The organism is Caballeronia sp. INDeC2, assembly GCF_023631325.1.
GTDB lineage: Bacteria > Pseudomonadota > Gammaproteobacteria > Burkholderiales > Burkholderiaceae > Caballeronia.
In genome coordinates this window covers 1-15007 of sequence record NZ_JALQDG010000026.1, presented here as the reverse complement: position 1 = coordinate 15007, position 15007 = coordinate 1, and the positions used below count along the sequence as shown (strand labels likewise).

The following is a 15007-nucleotide window of genomic DNA, read 5'->3' as shown; positions in this document are numbered from 1 at the left end:
GCGGAAGCTCAGGGCTCTCGCGCGGCGCAGCGCTTCATATCGGCGGGTCAGGCGACGGAATCGGCGGGCTGCCGCGTCATCAGCGCCATCAACTGGGCAAGTTCTTCGCGCATCTTGCGGCGATCCACGATCATGTCGATGGCGCCCTTCTGCATCAGGAATTCGGCGCGCTGGAAGCCTTCCGGCAACTTTTCGCGCACGGTCTGCTCGATCACGCGCGGTCCGGCAAAGCCGATCAGCGCTTTCGGCTCGCCGATCACGACATCGCCGAGGAAGGCGAAGCTGGCCGACACGCCGCCCATCGTCGGGTCGGTCAGCACGGAGATGAACGGCAGCTTCGCCTCGGACAATCTGGTCAGGAGCGCGGTGGTCTTGGCCATCTGCATCAGCGAAAGCAGGCTCTCCTGCATGCGCGCGCCGCCGGATGCCGTGAAGCAAATGAACGGCACGTTCTGCTCGATCGCGTTGCGCGCGCCGCGCACGAAGCGTTCGCCGACCACCGAGCCCATCGAGCCGCCCATGAACGAGAACTCGAAGCACGCGACGACGCACGGAATCGTGTGGATCGCGCCGCCCATGACGACCATCGCGTCGGTTTCGTCGGTATCCTCCATCGCTTCCTTGATGCGATCCGGATACTTGCGGCTGTCCTTGAATTTCAGCGCATCGACCGGCACGACTTCCTGGCCGATTTCGTAGCGGCCTTCCGGATCGAGCAGGCGATCGAGGCGCTCGCGCGCGCCGATGCGCATGTGATGGCTGCACTTCGGGCAGACATGCAGGTTCGCCTCGACGTCGTTGCGATACAGCACCGCCTCGCACGACGGGCACTTCACCCAGAGGCCTTCGGGAATGCCTTTGCGGCTTTTGGGATCCGTTTGCTTGATCTTCGGCGGCAGCAGTTTGTCGAGCCAGCTCATCGTTTTTCCTTGACTGATCGTTCGCCGCGCGGCGCACGTCCGAATCGGACGGCCCGCGGCGGCGCGTATTTTACTGTGCGGCGTCGAGTGCCTGACGAATTTCGGCGATGAAGCTCGTCAGCGACGCGGCCGCGGCATCCGGCTTCGCCTCTTCGAGCAATTGCACGAGACGGCTGCCGATGACAACGGCGTCCGCGACATCGGCGACGGCGCGCGCGGTCTGGGCGTCGCGAATGCCGAAACCGACGCCGACCGGCAGGGGCACATGCGACTTGATGGCCGGGATTTTACTCGCGATGCTGGAAACGTCCAGATTTGCCGCGCCGGTCACGCCTTTCAGTGATACGTAATAGACATAGCCGCTCGCGATCTTGCCGACTGCCGCGACGCGCTCGTCCGTCGAGGTTGGCGCGAGCAGGAAGATCGGATCGATGCCCGCCGCGCGCATTGTCTCGCCGAATTCGATCGCTTCCTCGGGCGGGTAATCGACCACCAAGACGCCGTCGACGCCCGCTTCCTGCGCCGCTTTCGCGAAAGCGTCGGCGCCCATGCGCTCGATCGGATTCGCGTAGCCCATCAGCACGACCGGCGTTTTGTCGTCGGTCTGGCGGAAGCGTTTGACATCGGCCAGCACGCTTTTCAGCGTCACGCCGCGTGCGAGCGCGCGCTCCGACGAACGCTGGATCACGGGGCCGTCGGCCATCGGATCGGAAAACGGCACACCTAACTCGATGACATCCGCACCGCCCTTGGCGAGCGCGTGCATGAACTCCACCGTCTGCTCCGGATTCGGATCGCCCGCGGTGATGAACGGAATCAGCCCTTTCTTGCCCTGCGCGGCCAGCGCCGCAAAAGTGTTCTTGATACGGGACATGGGAATTCTCTTGATCGTATTCGTTGGCGTAAGACGCCTTCGTTGGCATCTGACGCGATTAGCGAGGAAAAAGACACTATTCGGCGGCTTGCGCAGCAGTATCGGTCGTCGCGAGCGTCTTGCGGCGTGCGCGGACGGGCTCGTCCGGCTTGAGCCGCGCGGCCCGCGCTTCGGCGATGCGGCTCTCCGCGATCGCGCAGTAATCCGCGTTGATCTCGTAACCGATGAATTGCCGGCCGTGACGTGCGCAAGCCACCGCCGTCGTGCCGCTGCCCATGAACGGATCGAGCACGCGGCCGCCCGGCGGGCAACTTGCAAGCACCATGCGCTCGACGATCTCCAGCGGCTTTTGCGTCGGATGATCCACCCGCTCCGCATGCTGCCGATGCAGACGCGACACCGACCAGACATCCTTCGGGTTGTATCCGAGTTCGAGCCACTTGCTGCCTTCAAAAATCTTGCGCGAGCGCGCCTTTTTCGTCTCTGCGTCGTAGGGGATGCGCACCGGATCGAGATCGAAGTAATAATCCTTCGATACCACGAAATAGCCGATGTTGTCGTGCACCGACGTGAATTTACGCGTCGTTCCACCCATGCTCGGCACGCGCCGGTCCCAGACGATTTCGTTGATCATCAGAAGACGGCGTTTCAGGAACACGAACAGTTCGGGCGAATATTGCCAGGTGCAGAAGATGTACAGCGAGCCGCTCGGCTTGAGCTTCGGGATCGCCAGATCGAGCCAGCGATATGTCCATTCGAGAAAAGCGTCGCCGGACAGCATGTCCGAATCGTTCCCGTAGTCCTTGCCCAGACCATAAGGCGGATCGGCGACGATCAGATCGATCGACGCATCGGGAATGTGTTCGGCATCGGCCAGGAAATCGCGGTTGCGGATGTCGCTGCCGGCGCTCTGGAGGGCGCCGACAGACAACGGCTCGTCGATAACGGTGCGCATCGGTCAGGCGCTCAGAACTGAATGCCCGATCGCTCGGCGACCGTATGCATGTCCTTGTCGCCCCGGCCGGACAAATTGACGAGCAGCACCTTGTCGCGCGGCAGCGTTTTTGCGAGCTTCGCGCCGTATGCGAGCGCGTGGCTCGATTCGAGCGCCGGGATGATGCCCTCGATACGGCAGCAGTCGTGGAACGCTTTCAGCGCCTCGTCGTCGGTGATGCCGACATACTCGGCGCGTCCGGCGTCCTTCAGCCACGCGTGCTCGGGGCCGACGCCCGGATAATCGAGACCTGCGGATACCGAATGCGTCTCGATGATCTGGCCGTTGTCGTCTTGAAGCAGATACGTCCGGTTGCCGTGCAGCACGCCGGGACTGCCGCCCATCAGCGACGCCGCATGGCGGCCCGTATCGATGCCGTCGCCCGCCGCTTCGACGCCGATCAACCTGACGTCTTTATCGTCGATATACGGATAAAAAATACCCATCGCGTTCGATCCGCCACCAACACATGCGATTACCGCGTCCGGTTGGCGACCGGCCATTTCTGGCATCTGCACGCGGCATTCGTCACCGATCACGCGCTGGAAGTCGCGCACCATCATCGGATACGGATGCGGCCCCGCCACCGTGCCGATGATGTAGAACGTGTTTTCGACGTTCGTCACCCAGTCGCGCATGGCTTCATTGAGCGCATCCTTGAGCGTTTTCGAGCCGGATTCGACCGGAACGACGGTCGCGCCGAGCAGCTTCATGCGATATACGTTCGCCGCCTGCCGACGCACGTCTTCCGCGCCCATGTAGACCACGCACTCCATGCCGAAGCGCGCAGCGATCGTCGCCGTCGCCACGCCGTGTTGGCCCGCGCCGGTTTCGGCGATCACGCGCGGCTTGCCCATCTTGCGGGCGAGCAGCGCCTGGCCGATCACGTTGTTCACCTTGTGCGCGCCGGTGTGATTAAGATCCTCGCGCTTCAGATAAAGCTGCGCGCCGCCGAGCATCTCGCTCCAGCGCTTCGCGTGATAAATCGGCGACGGACGGCCCACGTAGTGCTTGAGCTCGTACTCGTATTCGGCGAGAAATTCGGGATCTTTTTGTGCCGCTTCATACGCGACGCGCAATTCATCGAGCGCGTGAATGAGCGTTTCGGAGACGAACACGCCTCCGTATTGACCGAAATGGCCTCTTTCGTCTGGCAAGTCGTACATTGCGTCACTCTCTCGGTTACGTGGCCGGCAACGCGGCTCACGTTCGACATCACCCGGCATCCGCTTCGCGCACCGCGCGCACGAATGCCGCCATTCGGGCGGGATCTTTCACGCCCTTGGCGCCCGGCACTTCGATGCCGCTCGAGACATCGACCGCGTACGGGCGCACACGCCGAATGGCGTCACTGACGTTTTGCGCGTTCAACCCACCACTCAAAACGGCCCGATGCCCGAGATCTGTTGGGATAAGTGACCAATCGAATACCTTTCCACCGCCGCCGAAGCCCTCGACGAGAGCGTCGAGCAGAAGTCCGCCTGCGGCTTTGAACTTGAAGGACGATTCTATCAAATGGCTTGTGGACGCATCAGTCCCAATTCGGAGTGCGCGCCAATAGGATAAACCCGCAATTGCCGCAAGTTGCTCGCACTGCTCGGGGGTTTCATCGCCATGAAATTGCAGCAGCGAGAGCGGCACGTTGGACGTGACTTCGCGAATCCACTCGGGCGTCGCGTTGACGAAAAGCCCGACGGCCGACACGAGCGGCGGCACATGCCGCGCCATCTCGACCGCCTGCGCGACGCTCACCGAGCGCGGGCTCGGCGGATAAAACACGAAGCCCACGGCATCCGCGCCGAGCGCGACGGCGTGCTGCACGTCCTCGACGCGCGAAAGTCCGCACAGCTTGATGCGGGTGCGATGCAAGTCTTGTTCGATCATTTCGGCTCTGCCCAAATGGCGCTCCAGGGCATGCTGGCGATATGCGGCGGCGGCACCGCGAAGTGTTCAGGATATCCGACCTCGGCGAGATACAACCCGTCGGGCATGAAAGTCGGCGCGGCGGCGCGGCGGTCGCGGGCGGCGAGGACATCGGCCATCCACGAAGCCGGATGACGGCCACGCCCGACCGCGACGAGGCATCCCATCAGATTGCGCACCATGTGATGCAGGAACGCGTTGGCGCGAAAGCGAAAGTGAATGAAATCGCCCTGCTCGCGCACGTCGATCCGATAGAGATGCTTCACCGGCGTTTTCGACTGGCAATCGGCGGCGCGGAACGACGAAAAATCATGCTCCCCGATCAGACACGCGACCGAATCGCGCATTGCGCCGACATCCAGCGGCGTGTGCACCCAGCCCGCGCGTTGGGCCAGCATGGGCGAACGCACCGGATTGACGTACAGAACGTAAAAATACGTGCGCTCGAACGCGGCGAAGCGGGCGTGGAAGTCATCGGGCATCGGCTTTGCCCATTGCACGGCGACGGTATCGGGCAAAAACGCGTTGGTGCCGCGCACCCACGAAAATTCGGTGCGATCGAGGTCCGTGTCGAAATGGACGACCTGACCGAGACCGTGCACGCCGGCGTCTGTTCGCCCGGCAACGACGGTCGAGAGCGGCGTCTGCGCGAATTCGGCGAGCGCCCGCTCCAGTTCGTTCTGCACCGTCTTGCCGTGCGGCTGAGACTGCCAGCCGCAAAACGCCGAACCATCGTACTGAATGCCTAAAGCGATGCGCATCTCAGGAATGCGGAGCGAGCGTCGACAAAAGCGTGGCCGCCTGCTGGCGTGTCGCGGCATCGTTCGATTCGATCACTTCCTGCAACAGCGTGCGCGCGCCCGAAAGATCGCCCAATTCGATGTACTCTGCGGCCAACTCCAGCTTATTGCGTGCGATCGTCACCAGTTGCGCGGGCGTGAGCGCAGGCAGCGGCTCGGTCGTGCTCGACGCGTGCCCGAGGTCGAAATCAAGACTTAGCGGTCCGAATCGCGTCGCGCCGAGACCGGCGACCGAGGCCGCGCCCGCCGTGCCCGCCTCGATTTGCGAGGCCACCGACTGGACGTGCGATTGAGTGCGCGGCGCCGCGTCCGTCTGCGCCACCGGCTGCGGAACGAACGGCACCCGTTCAATCGGCAGCGGGCCGGTCGGCGGCGGTTGCAGGGCACCGGCGGGGCGCGTTTCGTGCGACGGCGCCGTATCCGCGCTCAGCGGCAATGTCGCCGGCTCGCTCGCGCCGGGCTGCTTGATCGTCAGTTCCATACGCGGCGGCAGCTCCATTTCGAGCGATCCGAGCGCATGAATCGCATCCTGAGGGAACTTCGGCATCGGAAAACGGTGGGCGACCACGGGCTCTTCATCCGGCGCGATGCCCGATCGTTCCGCTTCACGCGCCGCCTGTTCCTCGATGTCGCGCTGCTCCGCGGCTCGCTGCTCGGCGATTTGCTCGTCCGCCGCACGCGCCTGCAGCTCGCGCAGTTCGGCCTCCCGCGCGATGATCTCGCGAGCCGCCGCCTCCCGCGCCCGGTCTTCGCGCTCGGTGACCTGACGCAACTCGGCCTCGCGCTGCCCGGCTTCACGGTCGGCCAGCTCGCGTGCGAGCGCTTCCCGCGCGGCGGCTTCGCGCGCGCGCGTCTCACGCTCTTCGGCTTCCTCTATGGCAGCCTGACGGGCCGCCGCTTCGCGCTCCTCGATTTCCCATTTCTCGGCTTCACGACGCGCCGCTTCGCGCGCCGCGATCTCGCGGGCGTGCTGCTCGTGTTGGTCCTGCGGCTCGTGATCTTGGGCTGCGCCGATCGGCGGCACGAAATCAGGATGATGTGCAGCCGGCGCAACCGGCGCGAACGGTTGTTCCTGTTCAGGACGGTTCGCCGGGTCGGGCTTCGCCTCGGTCGTCGGCGGCAGTTCGTCTTCCGAAGGGACGACGGGCGGCTGTGCCGCTTCAGCGTTGGCGATGCTCGCCGCAGCAGCCGCCAGTCCCGAACGGTCGGCCTCGACGCGTTTCTCCTCGGCGCTGACGCCCGACTCTGCCGTTGCCGCTTCGCGCGCCTTGCGCATCGCTTCGTTGCGCGCGGCTGCGTCGGCCTGTGCTTCTTCGAGACTTGCAAACGTCCTCGGCGTGCGATCGACGTCGCCGTTGCTTGCCGCGACAGGGCGTTTCTTGCCGCGCCGCATTCTGACGAGCAGGAAAGCACCCACCGCAATCACGATGGCGATGACGAGCGGCGACAACCCGATGCTCGCCGCCGTCGCACCGCTGCCGCTGCTGTTACCGCGGACTGGCGCGGACGCCGCCGGAGCGGGTGCGCTCGCGGGCGCGGCGCTTGCCGATGCGGGCACGGGCGTCGTCGGCTCCTGCGTCGCGGTTGCGCTCGCTTGCGGCTCGACCGCCGAAGCGGGCGCGCTAGCCGACGCCGTCTCGCCCGCGCTCTCCGAAACCGGCGCGGGTGCAGGCGTCTCGGCAGGCGCATTCTGCTGCGCTTCGGGCGCCGAAGCGGCGCCGGAAGCGACCGAACCGCCCAGATCGGCAGGCACGTTCAGCACCGCGCCGAGCTTCAGCTTGTTGATATCGTGATTCCCGAACGCGTTCGGATTGGCGTCGAACAGCGCACGCGCGGCCTTCGCGCGAACGTCCCGGTCTTTCGATCCGGTGAGCTCGCTGACGACATCGTTCAGCGATTGCCCCGGCTTGACCGCGTATGTCTCGCCCGTCGGGGCGGCGGCGGCGCTGCCGCTCGACTGGGCGAGCGCATCGCCGGGATTCGCCCAGAACATCGCGCAGACCGCGAAACTTGCCGCGGCGCACGCCGCACGCGATGACGAAAGGAGAGACCGGCGTGGTCGTTGGATCATTGAGGCTCCGGGTACGGCAAAAATTGAAACATACGGCGCAAAACCGTTCGATAAATCCGGTCTTGCAATAAAACAGCACAAAAACAAAAAGCGCCGCGAGAACCGCGACGCTTTTGACTTTGGCACGCGCTTCCAGGCGCGTAGTTTACTTTACTTGTCGAGCAGAATGCGCAGCATGCGGCGCAGCGGTTCCGCGGCGCCCCACAACAGTTGATCGCCGACAGTGAATGCCGACAGATACTCGCCACCCATCGCCAGCTTACGCAGACGGCCGACCGGCACCGTCAGTGTGCCCGTGACGACCGCGGGCGACAGATCGCGAATCGATGCTTCGCGCTCGTTCGGCACGACCTTCACCCAGTCGTTCGCGGACGCCAGAATGCCGTGCACTTCGTCGAGCGGCACGTCCTTCGTGAGCTTGATGGTCAGCGCCTGCGAGTGGCAGCGCATCGCGCCGATACGCACGCAGAGGCCATCGACGGGAATCGAGCCCGGCGTGCCCATTGCCGGCTTGCCGAGGATCTTGTTGGTTTCGGCGCCGCCCTTCCACTCTTCCTTCGACATGCCGTTGCCGAGATCCTTGTCGATCCACGGAATCAGCGAGCCCGCGAGCGGCACGCCGAAATTGTCGACGGGCATGCGCTCGCCGTTCATCGCGGCGAGCACGCGGCGGTCGATGTCGAGGATCGCCGACGACGGATCGGCCAGGTCTTCCTTTGCGGAACCGTAGAGCACGCCCATCTGCTGGAGCAACTCGCGCATGTTCTGCGCGCCCGCGCCCGAGGCGGCCTGATACGTCATCGCGGTCGTCCACTCGACGAGGTTCTCGCGGAACAGGCCGCCGAGCGCCATCAACATCAGGCTGACCGTGCAATTGCCGCCGATGAAGTCGCGGCCGCCCTTCACGAGCGAATCCTTGATGACGTTCAGGTTGACCGGATCGAGGATGATGACCGCGTCGTCCTTCATGCGCAGCGCCGAGGCCGCGTCGATCCAGTAGCCTTTCCAGCCCGCCGCGCGCAGCTTCGGATACACCTCGTCGGTGTAGTCGCCGCCTTGACACGTGATGATGGCGTCGCACTTTTTCAGGTCGTCGATGCTCGTCGCGTCCTTGAGCTTCGTCTCGTTTTTGGCGAACGACGGCGCGTTGCCGCCCGCATTGCTGGTGCTGAAAAACACCGATTCGATCAAGTCGAAATCGCCTTCCTGCTGCATGCGTTGCATCAGGACGCTGCCGACCATACCGCGCCAACCAACGAGACCTACGTTCATGACTAACCTTTGACTGTGGACGCTTCCCCGCATCTTTACCCGGCGTGGCCGCGCGGGGAAGACGCTCGGACACGAGGGACGATCAGCGAATCGTGATCGATTTGACGGAGATTTTCGTAATGCGCGCGAGTTTGGAAAACCCGGCCGTGGCTTTGATAGCCACGATGCGCGTGCCGATGGCGAGTTCCGTCGCGACGGCATCTGTGCCGCGTCCGATGGAATCCAGAGAGAATTTAGAGTTCTTCGCCATGACCAAAGAATATACACGATAACCCGATGTTTTCGTCACGCGCACGCGGCACGCGCGTGAAAATCGTACGGATCGTGCGTGAACATCAGTAAAAAGAGACGATCGGCCGCTCTTTTGCCTGCAACAGCCAATCGCCTTCGCTGATTACAACGCCTTCAGCACCGCATCGCCCATTTCCTTCGTGCCGACGATTTTGCCGTCCGAGGTCGCGATATCGCCGGTGCGATAGCCCTGTTCCAGCACCTTCTTCACCGCGCTTTCGATGCGGTCGGCCTGCTCCGTCTTGCCGAGCGAATAGCGCAGCATCATCGCGGCGGAAAGGATGGTCGCGAGCGGATTGGCCACGCCCTTGCCCGCGATATCCGGCGCCGAACCGTGCGACGGCTCGTAGAGGCCCTTGTTGTCCTTATCGAGCGACGCTGACGGCAACATGCCGATGGACCCGGTAAGCATCGCGGCTTCGTCGGACAGGATGTCGCCGAACATGTTGCCGGTCACGACGACGTCGAACGCCTTCGGCGCTTTCACGAGCTGCATCGCGGCGTTGTCGACATACATGTGCGACAGCTCGACGTCCGGATACTCGCGGGCAACGTCGATCATCGTGTCGCGCCACAATTGCGACGTTTCCAGCACGTTGGCCTTGTCGACGCTCGTCAGCTTCTTCTGACGCTTCTGCGCCGCGGCAAACGCGACGTGTGCGATACGGCGCACTTCGGGCTCGGAATAGCGCATCGTGTCGAAGCCTTCCTTCGCGCCGGCGAACGGGCCGTCCGGCGCCTCGCGCAAGCCGCGCGGCGCGCCGAAATAGATATCGCCGTTCAGTTCGCGCACGATCAGGATGTCGAGGCCCGACACGATTTCCGGCTTCAACGACGACGCGCCCGTAAGTTGCGGATAGCAGATCGCCGGACGGAAGTTCGCGAAGAGTTGCAGATGCTTGCGCAGGCCGAGAATCGCCTGCTCGGGACGCAGCGCGCGCTCGAGCTTGTCGTACTTCCAGTCCCCGACCGCGCCGAACAGGATCGCGTCGGCTTCCTTCGCGAGCGCCAGCGTGGAATCGGGCAGCGGATGGCCCTTCGCCTCGTAGCCCGCGCCGCCGACCGGCGCTTCTTCGAGCTCGAACTTCTCGCCGAGCGCATTCAGCACCTTGACCGCTTCGGCGGTGATTTCCGGACCGATCCCGTCGCCGGGCAATACTGCAATCTTCATCGTGTCTTCCTTCGTTGATCGTGATTCGATTTATCCGACGAGCCGGTTATTCAGCCACGGCTGCTTCGTCAAGCGTTCCGCCTCGTATTGACGAATCTTGTCCGCGTGACGCAGCGTGAGTCCGATATCGTCGAAGCCGTTCAGCAGGCAGTACTTGCGAAAGCCCGGCACGTCGAACGCGTACTCGGTGCCGTCGCCCGTGCGCACGACTTGCGCTTCGAGATCGATCGTCAACTGGAACCCGACGAACGCGTACGTTTCGTTGAACAGCTTGTCTACCTGCTGCTCCGTCAGCACCACCGGCAGCAGGCCGTTCTTGAAGCAGTTGTTGTAGAAGATGTCCGCGAAGCTCGGCGCGATGATCGCGCGAAAGCCGTACTGATCCAGCGCCCAGGGCGCATGCTCGCGCGAGCTGCCGCAGCCGAAGTTCTTGCGCGTAAGCAGGATCGAAGCGCCCTGATAACGCGGCTGGTTCAGCACGAAGTCCGGATTGAGCGGACGCTGGCTGTTGTCCTGGCCGGGCTCGCCGACATCGAGATAGCGCCATTCGTCGAACGCGTTCGGGCCGAAGCCGGTGCGCTTGATCGACTTCAGAAACTGCTTCGGGATGATCGCGTCCGTGTCGACGTTCTCGCGATCGAGCGGCGCGACGAGGCCGCTATGCACAATGAATTTTTCCATGATTTATCTCTGTATCCGTTCGATCACGCGAGCTTGCGCACGTCGACGAAGTGGCCTTCGATCGCGGCCGCCGCGGCCATCGCGGGGCTCACGAGGTGCGTGCGGCCGCCCGCGCCCTGACGGCCTTCAAAGTTGCGGTTCGACGTCGATGCGCAGCGCTCGCCCGCGTCCAGCCGGTCGGCGTTCATCGCGAGGCACATCGAGCAGCCCGGCTCGCGCCATTCGAAGCCGGCGTTCGTGAAAACTTTGTCGAGGCCTTCGCGCTCGGCCTGCGCCTTCACGAGACCCGAGCCCGGCACGACCATCGCGAGACGAATGTTCGACGCGACGCGCTTGCCCAGCGTCTTCACGACATACGCGGCCGCGCGCAAGTCTTCGATGCGCGCGTTCGTGCACGAGCCGATGAAGATCTTGTCCGGTTTGATCGATTCGATCGGCGTGTTCGGCTGCAGCGCCATATAGGTCAGCGCGCGCTCCATCGCGTCGCGTTTGACCGGGTCCTTTTCCTTCTCGGGATCGGGCACGCGGCCATCGATCGACGTCACCATTTCCGGCGACGTGCCCCACGTCACTTGCGGCACGATTTCGGCAGCGTTCAATTCAACGACGCGATCGAACTGCGCGCCATCATCCGACTTGAACTGACGCCAGTATTCGACCGCCTGATTCCACTCGACGCCCTGCGGCGAGTACGGACGATCCTTCAGGTAATTGATGGTCGTATCGTCGACGGCGACCATGCCCGCGCGCGCGCCCGCTTCGATCGCCATGTTGCAGACGGTCATGCGGCCTTCCATCGACAAGGCGCGGATGGTCGAGCCGCCGAACTCGATCGCGTATCCCGTGCCGCCCGCCGTGCCGATCTTGCCGATGATCGCAAGCACGATGTCCTTCGCGGTGCAGCCGCGCGGCAACGCGCCTTCGACCTTCACGAGCATGTTCTTGCTCTTCTTCTGCAGGAGCGTTTGCGTGGCGAGCACGTGCTCCACTTCCGACGTGCCGATGCCGTGCGCAAGCGCGCCGAACGCGCCGTGCGTGGACGTGTGCGAGTCGCCGCAGACGATGGTCATGCCGGGCAACGTCGCGCCCTGCTCCGGCCCGATGATGTGCACGATGCCCTGACGCAGATCGTTCATCTTGAACTGCGTGATGCCGAAGCTATCGCAGTTCGCGTCGAGCGTATCGACTTGCAGCTTCGAAACCGGATCGGCGATGCCGTGCGAGCGGTCGGTGGTCGGCACGTTGTGGTCGGACACCGCCAGGTTCGCGCTGATGCGCCACACCGGGCGCTCGGCCAGCTTCAGGCCCTCGAAGGCCTGCGGGCTCGTCACTTCATGCAGCAGGTGCCGATCGATATAGAGGATCGAGGTGCCGTCCTCTTCCGTGTGGATCACGTGCGTGTTCCACAGTTTGTCGTAGAGAGTCTGTGCCATGTGAGCGCTTTCGTATGTGACTGCGGGGATGTGGATGTGCGGCTTTTGATCGATTATGCCACCTTCGCGTACGCCGCGGGTACTAGGCTACGCCAAAAAACTCATTAAAAACAGTGAGTTATGGTGGTGGTACCAGTACCCGGATGAGAACTACCCGTCTATGCCCTTCGGTCATCTGTTCGGTGGTGGGATCGTGACTCACGCTCAGTATGCGCCTGCGGCCTCGACTGGCCGCAGGCTTTGTTAATACTAAGAACGGCTATGCAAGGCGTGCTGATTCCCAAGCCGTTCCTGACGCAGCTTGGCTTGGAAAACGAGCGACGGGGAGCTCGAATGGTAGCGCGCGGCGATATCTGACTCGTTGCGCTCGATCCGACGCTCGGCAGCGAAATACAGAACGCACGTCCTTGCGTCGTAGTTTCGCCTCCGGAGATGCACGACCATTTACGAACGGTCATCGTCGCGCCGATGATTTCGAAAGTCACGTCGGCACCCTTTCGCATTCCCGCGCCGTTCAAACGAAAACAGGGATTCGTTCTGCTGGACCAGCTCCGCACCGTCGATAAGACGCGTCTGGTCAGGAGAGAAGGCGCTGTCGCGGAAAATACGCTGTCGAACGCGCTTCTTACGTTGCGCGAAGTTTTCGCGGATTAGAGTCGGCCGCGCAAAAAGCAAAAAGCCCCGGCAGTCACCTGCCGGGGCCTTCATCTACTGCAACCGAAAAAACGGCTTATCGCTTCGCCAGCGGCTTCGCTTCGCGCGGCGTCTGACCGATGAACAGCTGACGCGGACGGCCGATCTTCTGCTCCGGATCCGCAATCATCTCGTTCCACTGCGCGATCCAGCCGACCGTACGCGCCATCGCGAAGATGCACGTGAACATCGACGTCGGGATGCCCAGCGCGCGCTGGACGATGCCCGAGTAGAAGTCGACGTTCGGATACAGCTTGCGCGACACGAAGTATTCGTCTTCCAGCGCGATCTTTTCGAGTTCCATCGCGAGCTTGAACAGCGGGTCGTCGTGCAGGCCGAGTTCGTTCAGCACTTCGTGGCACGTCTCGCGCATCAGCTTCGCACGCGGGTCGTAGTTCTTGTACACGCGGTGACCGAAGCCCATCAGCTTCACGCCAGAGTTCTTGTCCTTCACCTGCTTGATGAACTCGGGGATGTGGTCGACCGAGCCAATCTCTTCCAGCATGTTCAGCGCGGCTTCGTTCGCGCCGCCGTGCGCCGGGCCCCACAGACACGCGATACCGGCCGCGATACACGCGAACGGGTTCGCGCCCGACGAGCCCGCGAGACGCACCGTCGAGGTCGACGCGTTCTGCTCGTGGTCCGCATGCAGGATCAGGATGCGGTCGAGCGCGCGCACGAGCACGTCGTTGACCTTGTACTCTTCGCACGGGTTCGAGAACATCATGTGCATGAAGTTCGCGCTGTACGACAGTTCGTTCTTCGGATAGACGAACGGCTGGCCGATGCTGAACTTGTACGCCATCGCGACGAGCGTCGGCAGCTTCGCGATCATGCGAATCGCCGACACTTCACGGTGACGCGGATCGTTGATGTTCAGCGAGTCGTGATAGAACGCCGACAGCGCGCCCACCGCGGCCGTCAACACCGCCATCGGGTGCGCGTCGCGACGGAAGCCGCGGAAGAAGAAGTGCATCTGCTCGTGCACCATCGTGTGACGCGTGACCGTGTCCACGAATTCCTTGTTCTGCGCTTCGTTCGGCAGTTCGCCCTTCAGGAGCAGATAGCAGGTCTCGAGGAAGTCGGCATTCACGGCCAATTGCTCGATCGGGTAGCCGCGATACAGCAACTCGCCCTTGTCGCCGTCGATGTACGTGATCGCGGAATTGCACGCCGCCGTCGACATGAAGCCCGGGTCATACGTGAACTTGCCGGTCTGACCGTACAACTTGCGGATGTCGATCACGTCCGGGCCCATGGTGCCCTTGTAGATCGGCATTTCGACGCTCGGCGAGTTGTCGCTGAACGATAGCGTGGCTTTAACATCTGACGGGGTCATAGCACATCCTCAATCGAAGTATGGATACAGGTGTTCGATAATTTGCACGACGGAAGCTGCGCGGCAAAACTGTTCGATCGGCCTGTGTGCATTGCAACAAGCCTATTTTGCAAAAATCCGCGAATTCCTGCTGAAATCACACGGTGCGCAGCAGTTCCAGCAAGCGGATCACGTCCGGCGTCGCGAGGTCGCCTTCAGGCTCCGTGCGCGCCAGCAGCAAATCCATCAGTTCGTTGTCGCTCAGCTCCAGCAGGCGGGTCAATGCGGCCACATCGGCGTCGCTGAGGTCATGCTCATATCGGCTGAAGAAACGGTCGAAGATCAGATCGTTTTCCAGCAGGCCGCGCCGCGCGCGCCAACGAAGGCGCGCCCGGCGAAGGGGGTCGGACTGATGCGAGTTGTCTTGGTTGTCGACCATCACAGAGCCCATCTCAAACAGCCCGCCGCACCATCAATTCCTTGATCTTGCCGATCGCCTTGGTCGGATTGAGCCCCTTCGGGCACACGTCGACGCAATTCATGATCGTGTGGCAACGGAACAGACG

14 protein-coding genes and 2 pseudogenes are annotated in these 15007 nt (G+C 63.0%); 1 reads left to right on the top strand and 15 read right to left on the bottom strand.

Features of this window, described 5'->3' with window-relative positions; all coding sequences use genetic code 11:
- Nucleotides 1-47: 47 nt before the first annotated feature.
- The 12 genes from accD to leuC form a co-directional block, all read right to left on the bottom strand.
- Entirely contained in the window at nucleotides 48-920 is an 873-nt protein-coding gene (gene accD, locus NCS28_RS14810; protein ID WP_250514518.1) for an acetyl-CoA carboxylase, carboxyltransferase subunit beta, read from the bottom strand.
- Between the two features lie 70 nt (nucleotides 921-990).
- Nucleotides 991-1794: a tryptophan synthase subunit alpha gene (gene trpA / locus NCS28_RS14805; RefSeq protein ID WP_250514517.1), complete on the bottom strand. Its 804-nt coding sequence runs from the start codon at nucleotides 1792-1794 to the stop codon at nucleotides 991-993.
- A gap of 76 nt (nucleotides 1795-1870) precedes the next feature.
- Nucleotides 1871-2749, bottom strand: coding sequence for a DNA-methyltransferase (locus NCS28_RS14800; protein WP_250514516.1), 879 nt, complete (start codon nucleotides 2747-2749; stop codon nucleotides 1871-1873).
- A gap of 11 nt (nucleotides 2750-2760) precedes the next feature.
- Nucleotides 2761-3954, bottom strand: coding sequence for a tryptophan synthase subunit beta (gene trpB, locus NCS28_RS14795; RefSeq protein ID WP_250514515.1), 1194 nt, complete (start codon nucleotides 3952-3954; stop codon nucleotides 2761-2763).
- Nucleotides 3955-4003: 49 nt separating this feature from the next.
- Entirely contained in the window at nucleotides 4004-4672 is a 669-nt protein-coding gene (locus NCS28_RS14790; RefSeq protein ID WP_250514514.1) for a phosphoribosylanthranilate isomerase, read from the bottom strand.
- Nucleotides 4669-5472, bottom strand: a complete 804-nt coding sequence (gene truA / locus NCS28_RS14785) for a tRNA pseudouridine(38-40) synthase TruA (protein WP_250514513.1) — start codon at nucleotides 5470-5472, stop codon at nucleotides 4669-4671. Before truA ends, NCS28_RS14790 begins: the two co-directional genes overlap by 4 nt.
- Nucleotide 5473: 1 nt before the next feature.
- Nucleotides 5474-7582 (bottom strand): FimV/HubP family polar landmark protein, encoded by a 2109-nt coding sequence (locus tag NCS28_RS14780; RefSeq protein ID WP_250514512.1) that lies wholly within the window; start codon nucleotides 7580-7582, stop codon nucleotides 5474-5476.
- Between the two features lie 150 nt (nucleotides 7583-7732).
- Nucleotides 7733-8854, bottom strand: coding sequence for an aspartate-semialdehyde dehydrogenase (gene asd / locus NCS28_RS14775; RefSeq protein WP_250514511.1), 1122 nt, complete (start codon nucleotides 8852-8854; stop codon nucleotides 7733-7735).
- A gap of 82 nt (nucleotides 8855-8936) precedes the next feature.
- A complete protein-coding gene (locus NCS28_RS14770) occupies nucleotides 8937-9143 on the bottom strand; it encodes a hypothetical protein (RefSeq protein ID WP_250514510.1) in 207 nt (68 codons plus the stop codon).
- Between the two features lie 105 nt (nucleotides 9144-9248).
- Nucleotides 9249-10316, bottom strand: coding sequence for a 3-isopropylmalate dehydrogenase (leuB, locus tag NCS28_RS14765; protein ID WP_250514509.1), 1068 nt, complete (start codon nucleotides 10314-10316; stop codon nucleotides 9249-9251).
- Between the two features lie 30 nt (nucleotides 10317-10346).
- Nucleotides 10347-10997 (bottom strand): 3-isopropylmalate dehydratase small subunit, encoded by a 651-nt coding sequence (leuD, locus tag NCS28_RS14760; protein ID WP_250514508.1) that lies wholly within the window; start codon nucleotides 10995-10997, stop codon nucleotides 10347-10349.
- A 23-nt stretch (nucleotides 10998-11020) separates the two neighbouring features.
- Nucleotides 11021-12430, bottom strand: coding sequence for a 3-isopropylmalate dehydratase large subunit (gene leuC / locus NCS28_RS14755; protein WP_250514507.1), 1410 nt, complete (start codon nucleotides 12428-12430; stop codon nucleotides 11021-11023).
- A gap of 333 nt (nucleotides 12431-12763) precedes the next feature.
- On the opposite strand from leuC, the pseudogene NCS28_RS14750 reads away from it, so the two are divergent.
- Nucleotides 12764-13084 (top strand): annotated as a pseudogene (locus NCS28_RS14750) (type II toxin-antitoxin system PemK/MazF family toxin).
- Between the two features lie 76 nt (nucleotides 13085-13160).
- On the opposite strand, the gene gltA reads toward NCS28_RS14750, so the two are convergent.
- The 3 genes and pseudogenes from gltA to sdhB all read right to left on the bottom strand — a co-directional run.
- On the bottom strand, nucleotides 13161-14462 hold the full coding sequence (gene gltA, locus NCS28_RS14745; protein WP_250514506.1) for a citrate synthase: 1302 nt from the start codon (nucleotides 14460-14462) through the stop codon (nucleotides 13161-13163).
- Between the two features lie 136 nt (nucleotides 14463-14598).
- The gene (locus NCS28_RS14740; protein ID WP_250514505.1) at nucleotides 14599-14892 is read right to left on the bottom strand and encodes an FAD assembly factor SdhE; all 294 of its coding nucleotides are present in this window, start codon (nucleotides 14890-14892) and stop codon (nucleotides 14599-14601) included.
- Nucleotide 14893: 1 nt separating this feature from the next.
- Nucleotides 14894-15007, bottom strand: a pseudogene (gene sdhB, locus NCS28_RS14735) (succinate dehydrogenase iron-sulfur subunit); the annotation flags it as partial.

What these genes read in the sequence shown, in the direction of transcription:
- truA (WP_250514513.1), bottom strand. Translation starts at nt 5,472, where the DNA reads ATGCGCATCGCTTTAGGCATTCAGTACGATGGTTCGGCGTTTTGCGGC.
- asd (WP_250514511.1), bottom strand. Translation starts at nt 8,854, where the DNA reads ATGAACGTAGGTCTCGTTGGTTGGCGCGGTATGGTCGGCAGCGTCCTG.
- NCS28_RS14800 (WP_250514516.1), bottom strand. Translation starts at nt 2,749, where the DNA reads ATGCGCACCGTTATCGACGAGCCGTTGTCTGTCGGCGCCCTCCAGAGC.
- leuB (WP_250514509.1), bottom strand. Translation starts at nt 10,316, where the DNA reads ATGAAGATTGCAGTATTGCCCGGCGACGGGATCGGTCCGGAAATCACC.
- leuC (WP_250514507.1), bottom strand. Translation starts at nt 12,430, where the DNA reads ATGGCACAGACTCTCTACGACAAACTGTGGAACACGCACGTGATCCAC.
- leuD (WP_250514508.1), bottom strand. Translation starts at nt 10,997, where the DNA reads ATGGAAAAATTCATTGTGCATAGCGGCCTCGTCGCGCCGCTCGATCGC.
- NCS28_RS14740 (WP_250514505.1), bottom strand. Translation starts at nt 14,892, where the DNA reads ATGGGCTCTGTGATGGTCGACAACCAAGACAACTCGCATCAGTCCGAC.
- accD (WP_250514518.1), bottom strand. Translation starts at nt 920, where the DNA reads ATGAGCTGGCTCGACAAACTGCTGCCGCCGAAGATCAAGCAAACGGAT.
- trpA (WP_250514517.1), bottom strand. Translation starts at nt 1,794, where the DNA reads ATGTCCCGTATCAAGAACACTTTTGCGGCGCTGGCCGCGCAGGGCAAG.
- NCS28_RS14780 (WP_250514512.1), bottom strand. Translation starts at nt 7,582, where the DNA reads ATGATCCAACGACCACGCCGGTCTCTCCTTTCGTCATCGCGTGCGGCG.
- trpB (WP_250514515.1), bottom strand. Translation starts at nt 3,954, where the DNA reads ATGTACGACTTGCCAGACGAAAGAGGCCATTTCGGTCAATACGGAGGC.
- NCS28_RS14790 (WP_250514514.1), bottom strand. Translation starts at nt 4,672, where the DNA reads ATGATCGAACAAGACTTGCATCGCACCCGCATCAAGCTGTGCGGACTT.
- gltA (WP_250514506.1), bottom strand. Translation starts at nt 14,462, where the DNA reads ATGACCCCGTCAGATGTTAAAGCCACGCTATCGTTCAGCGACAACTCG.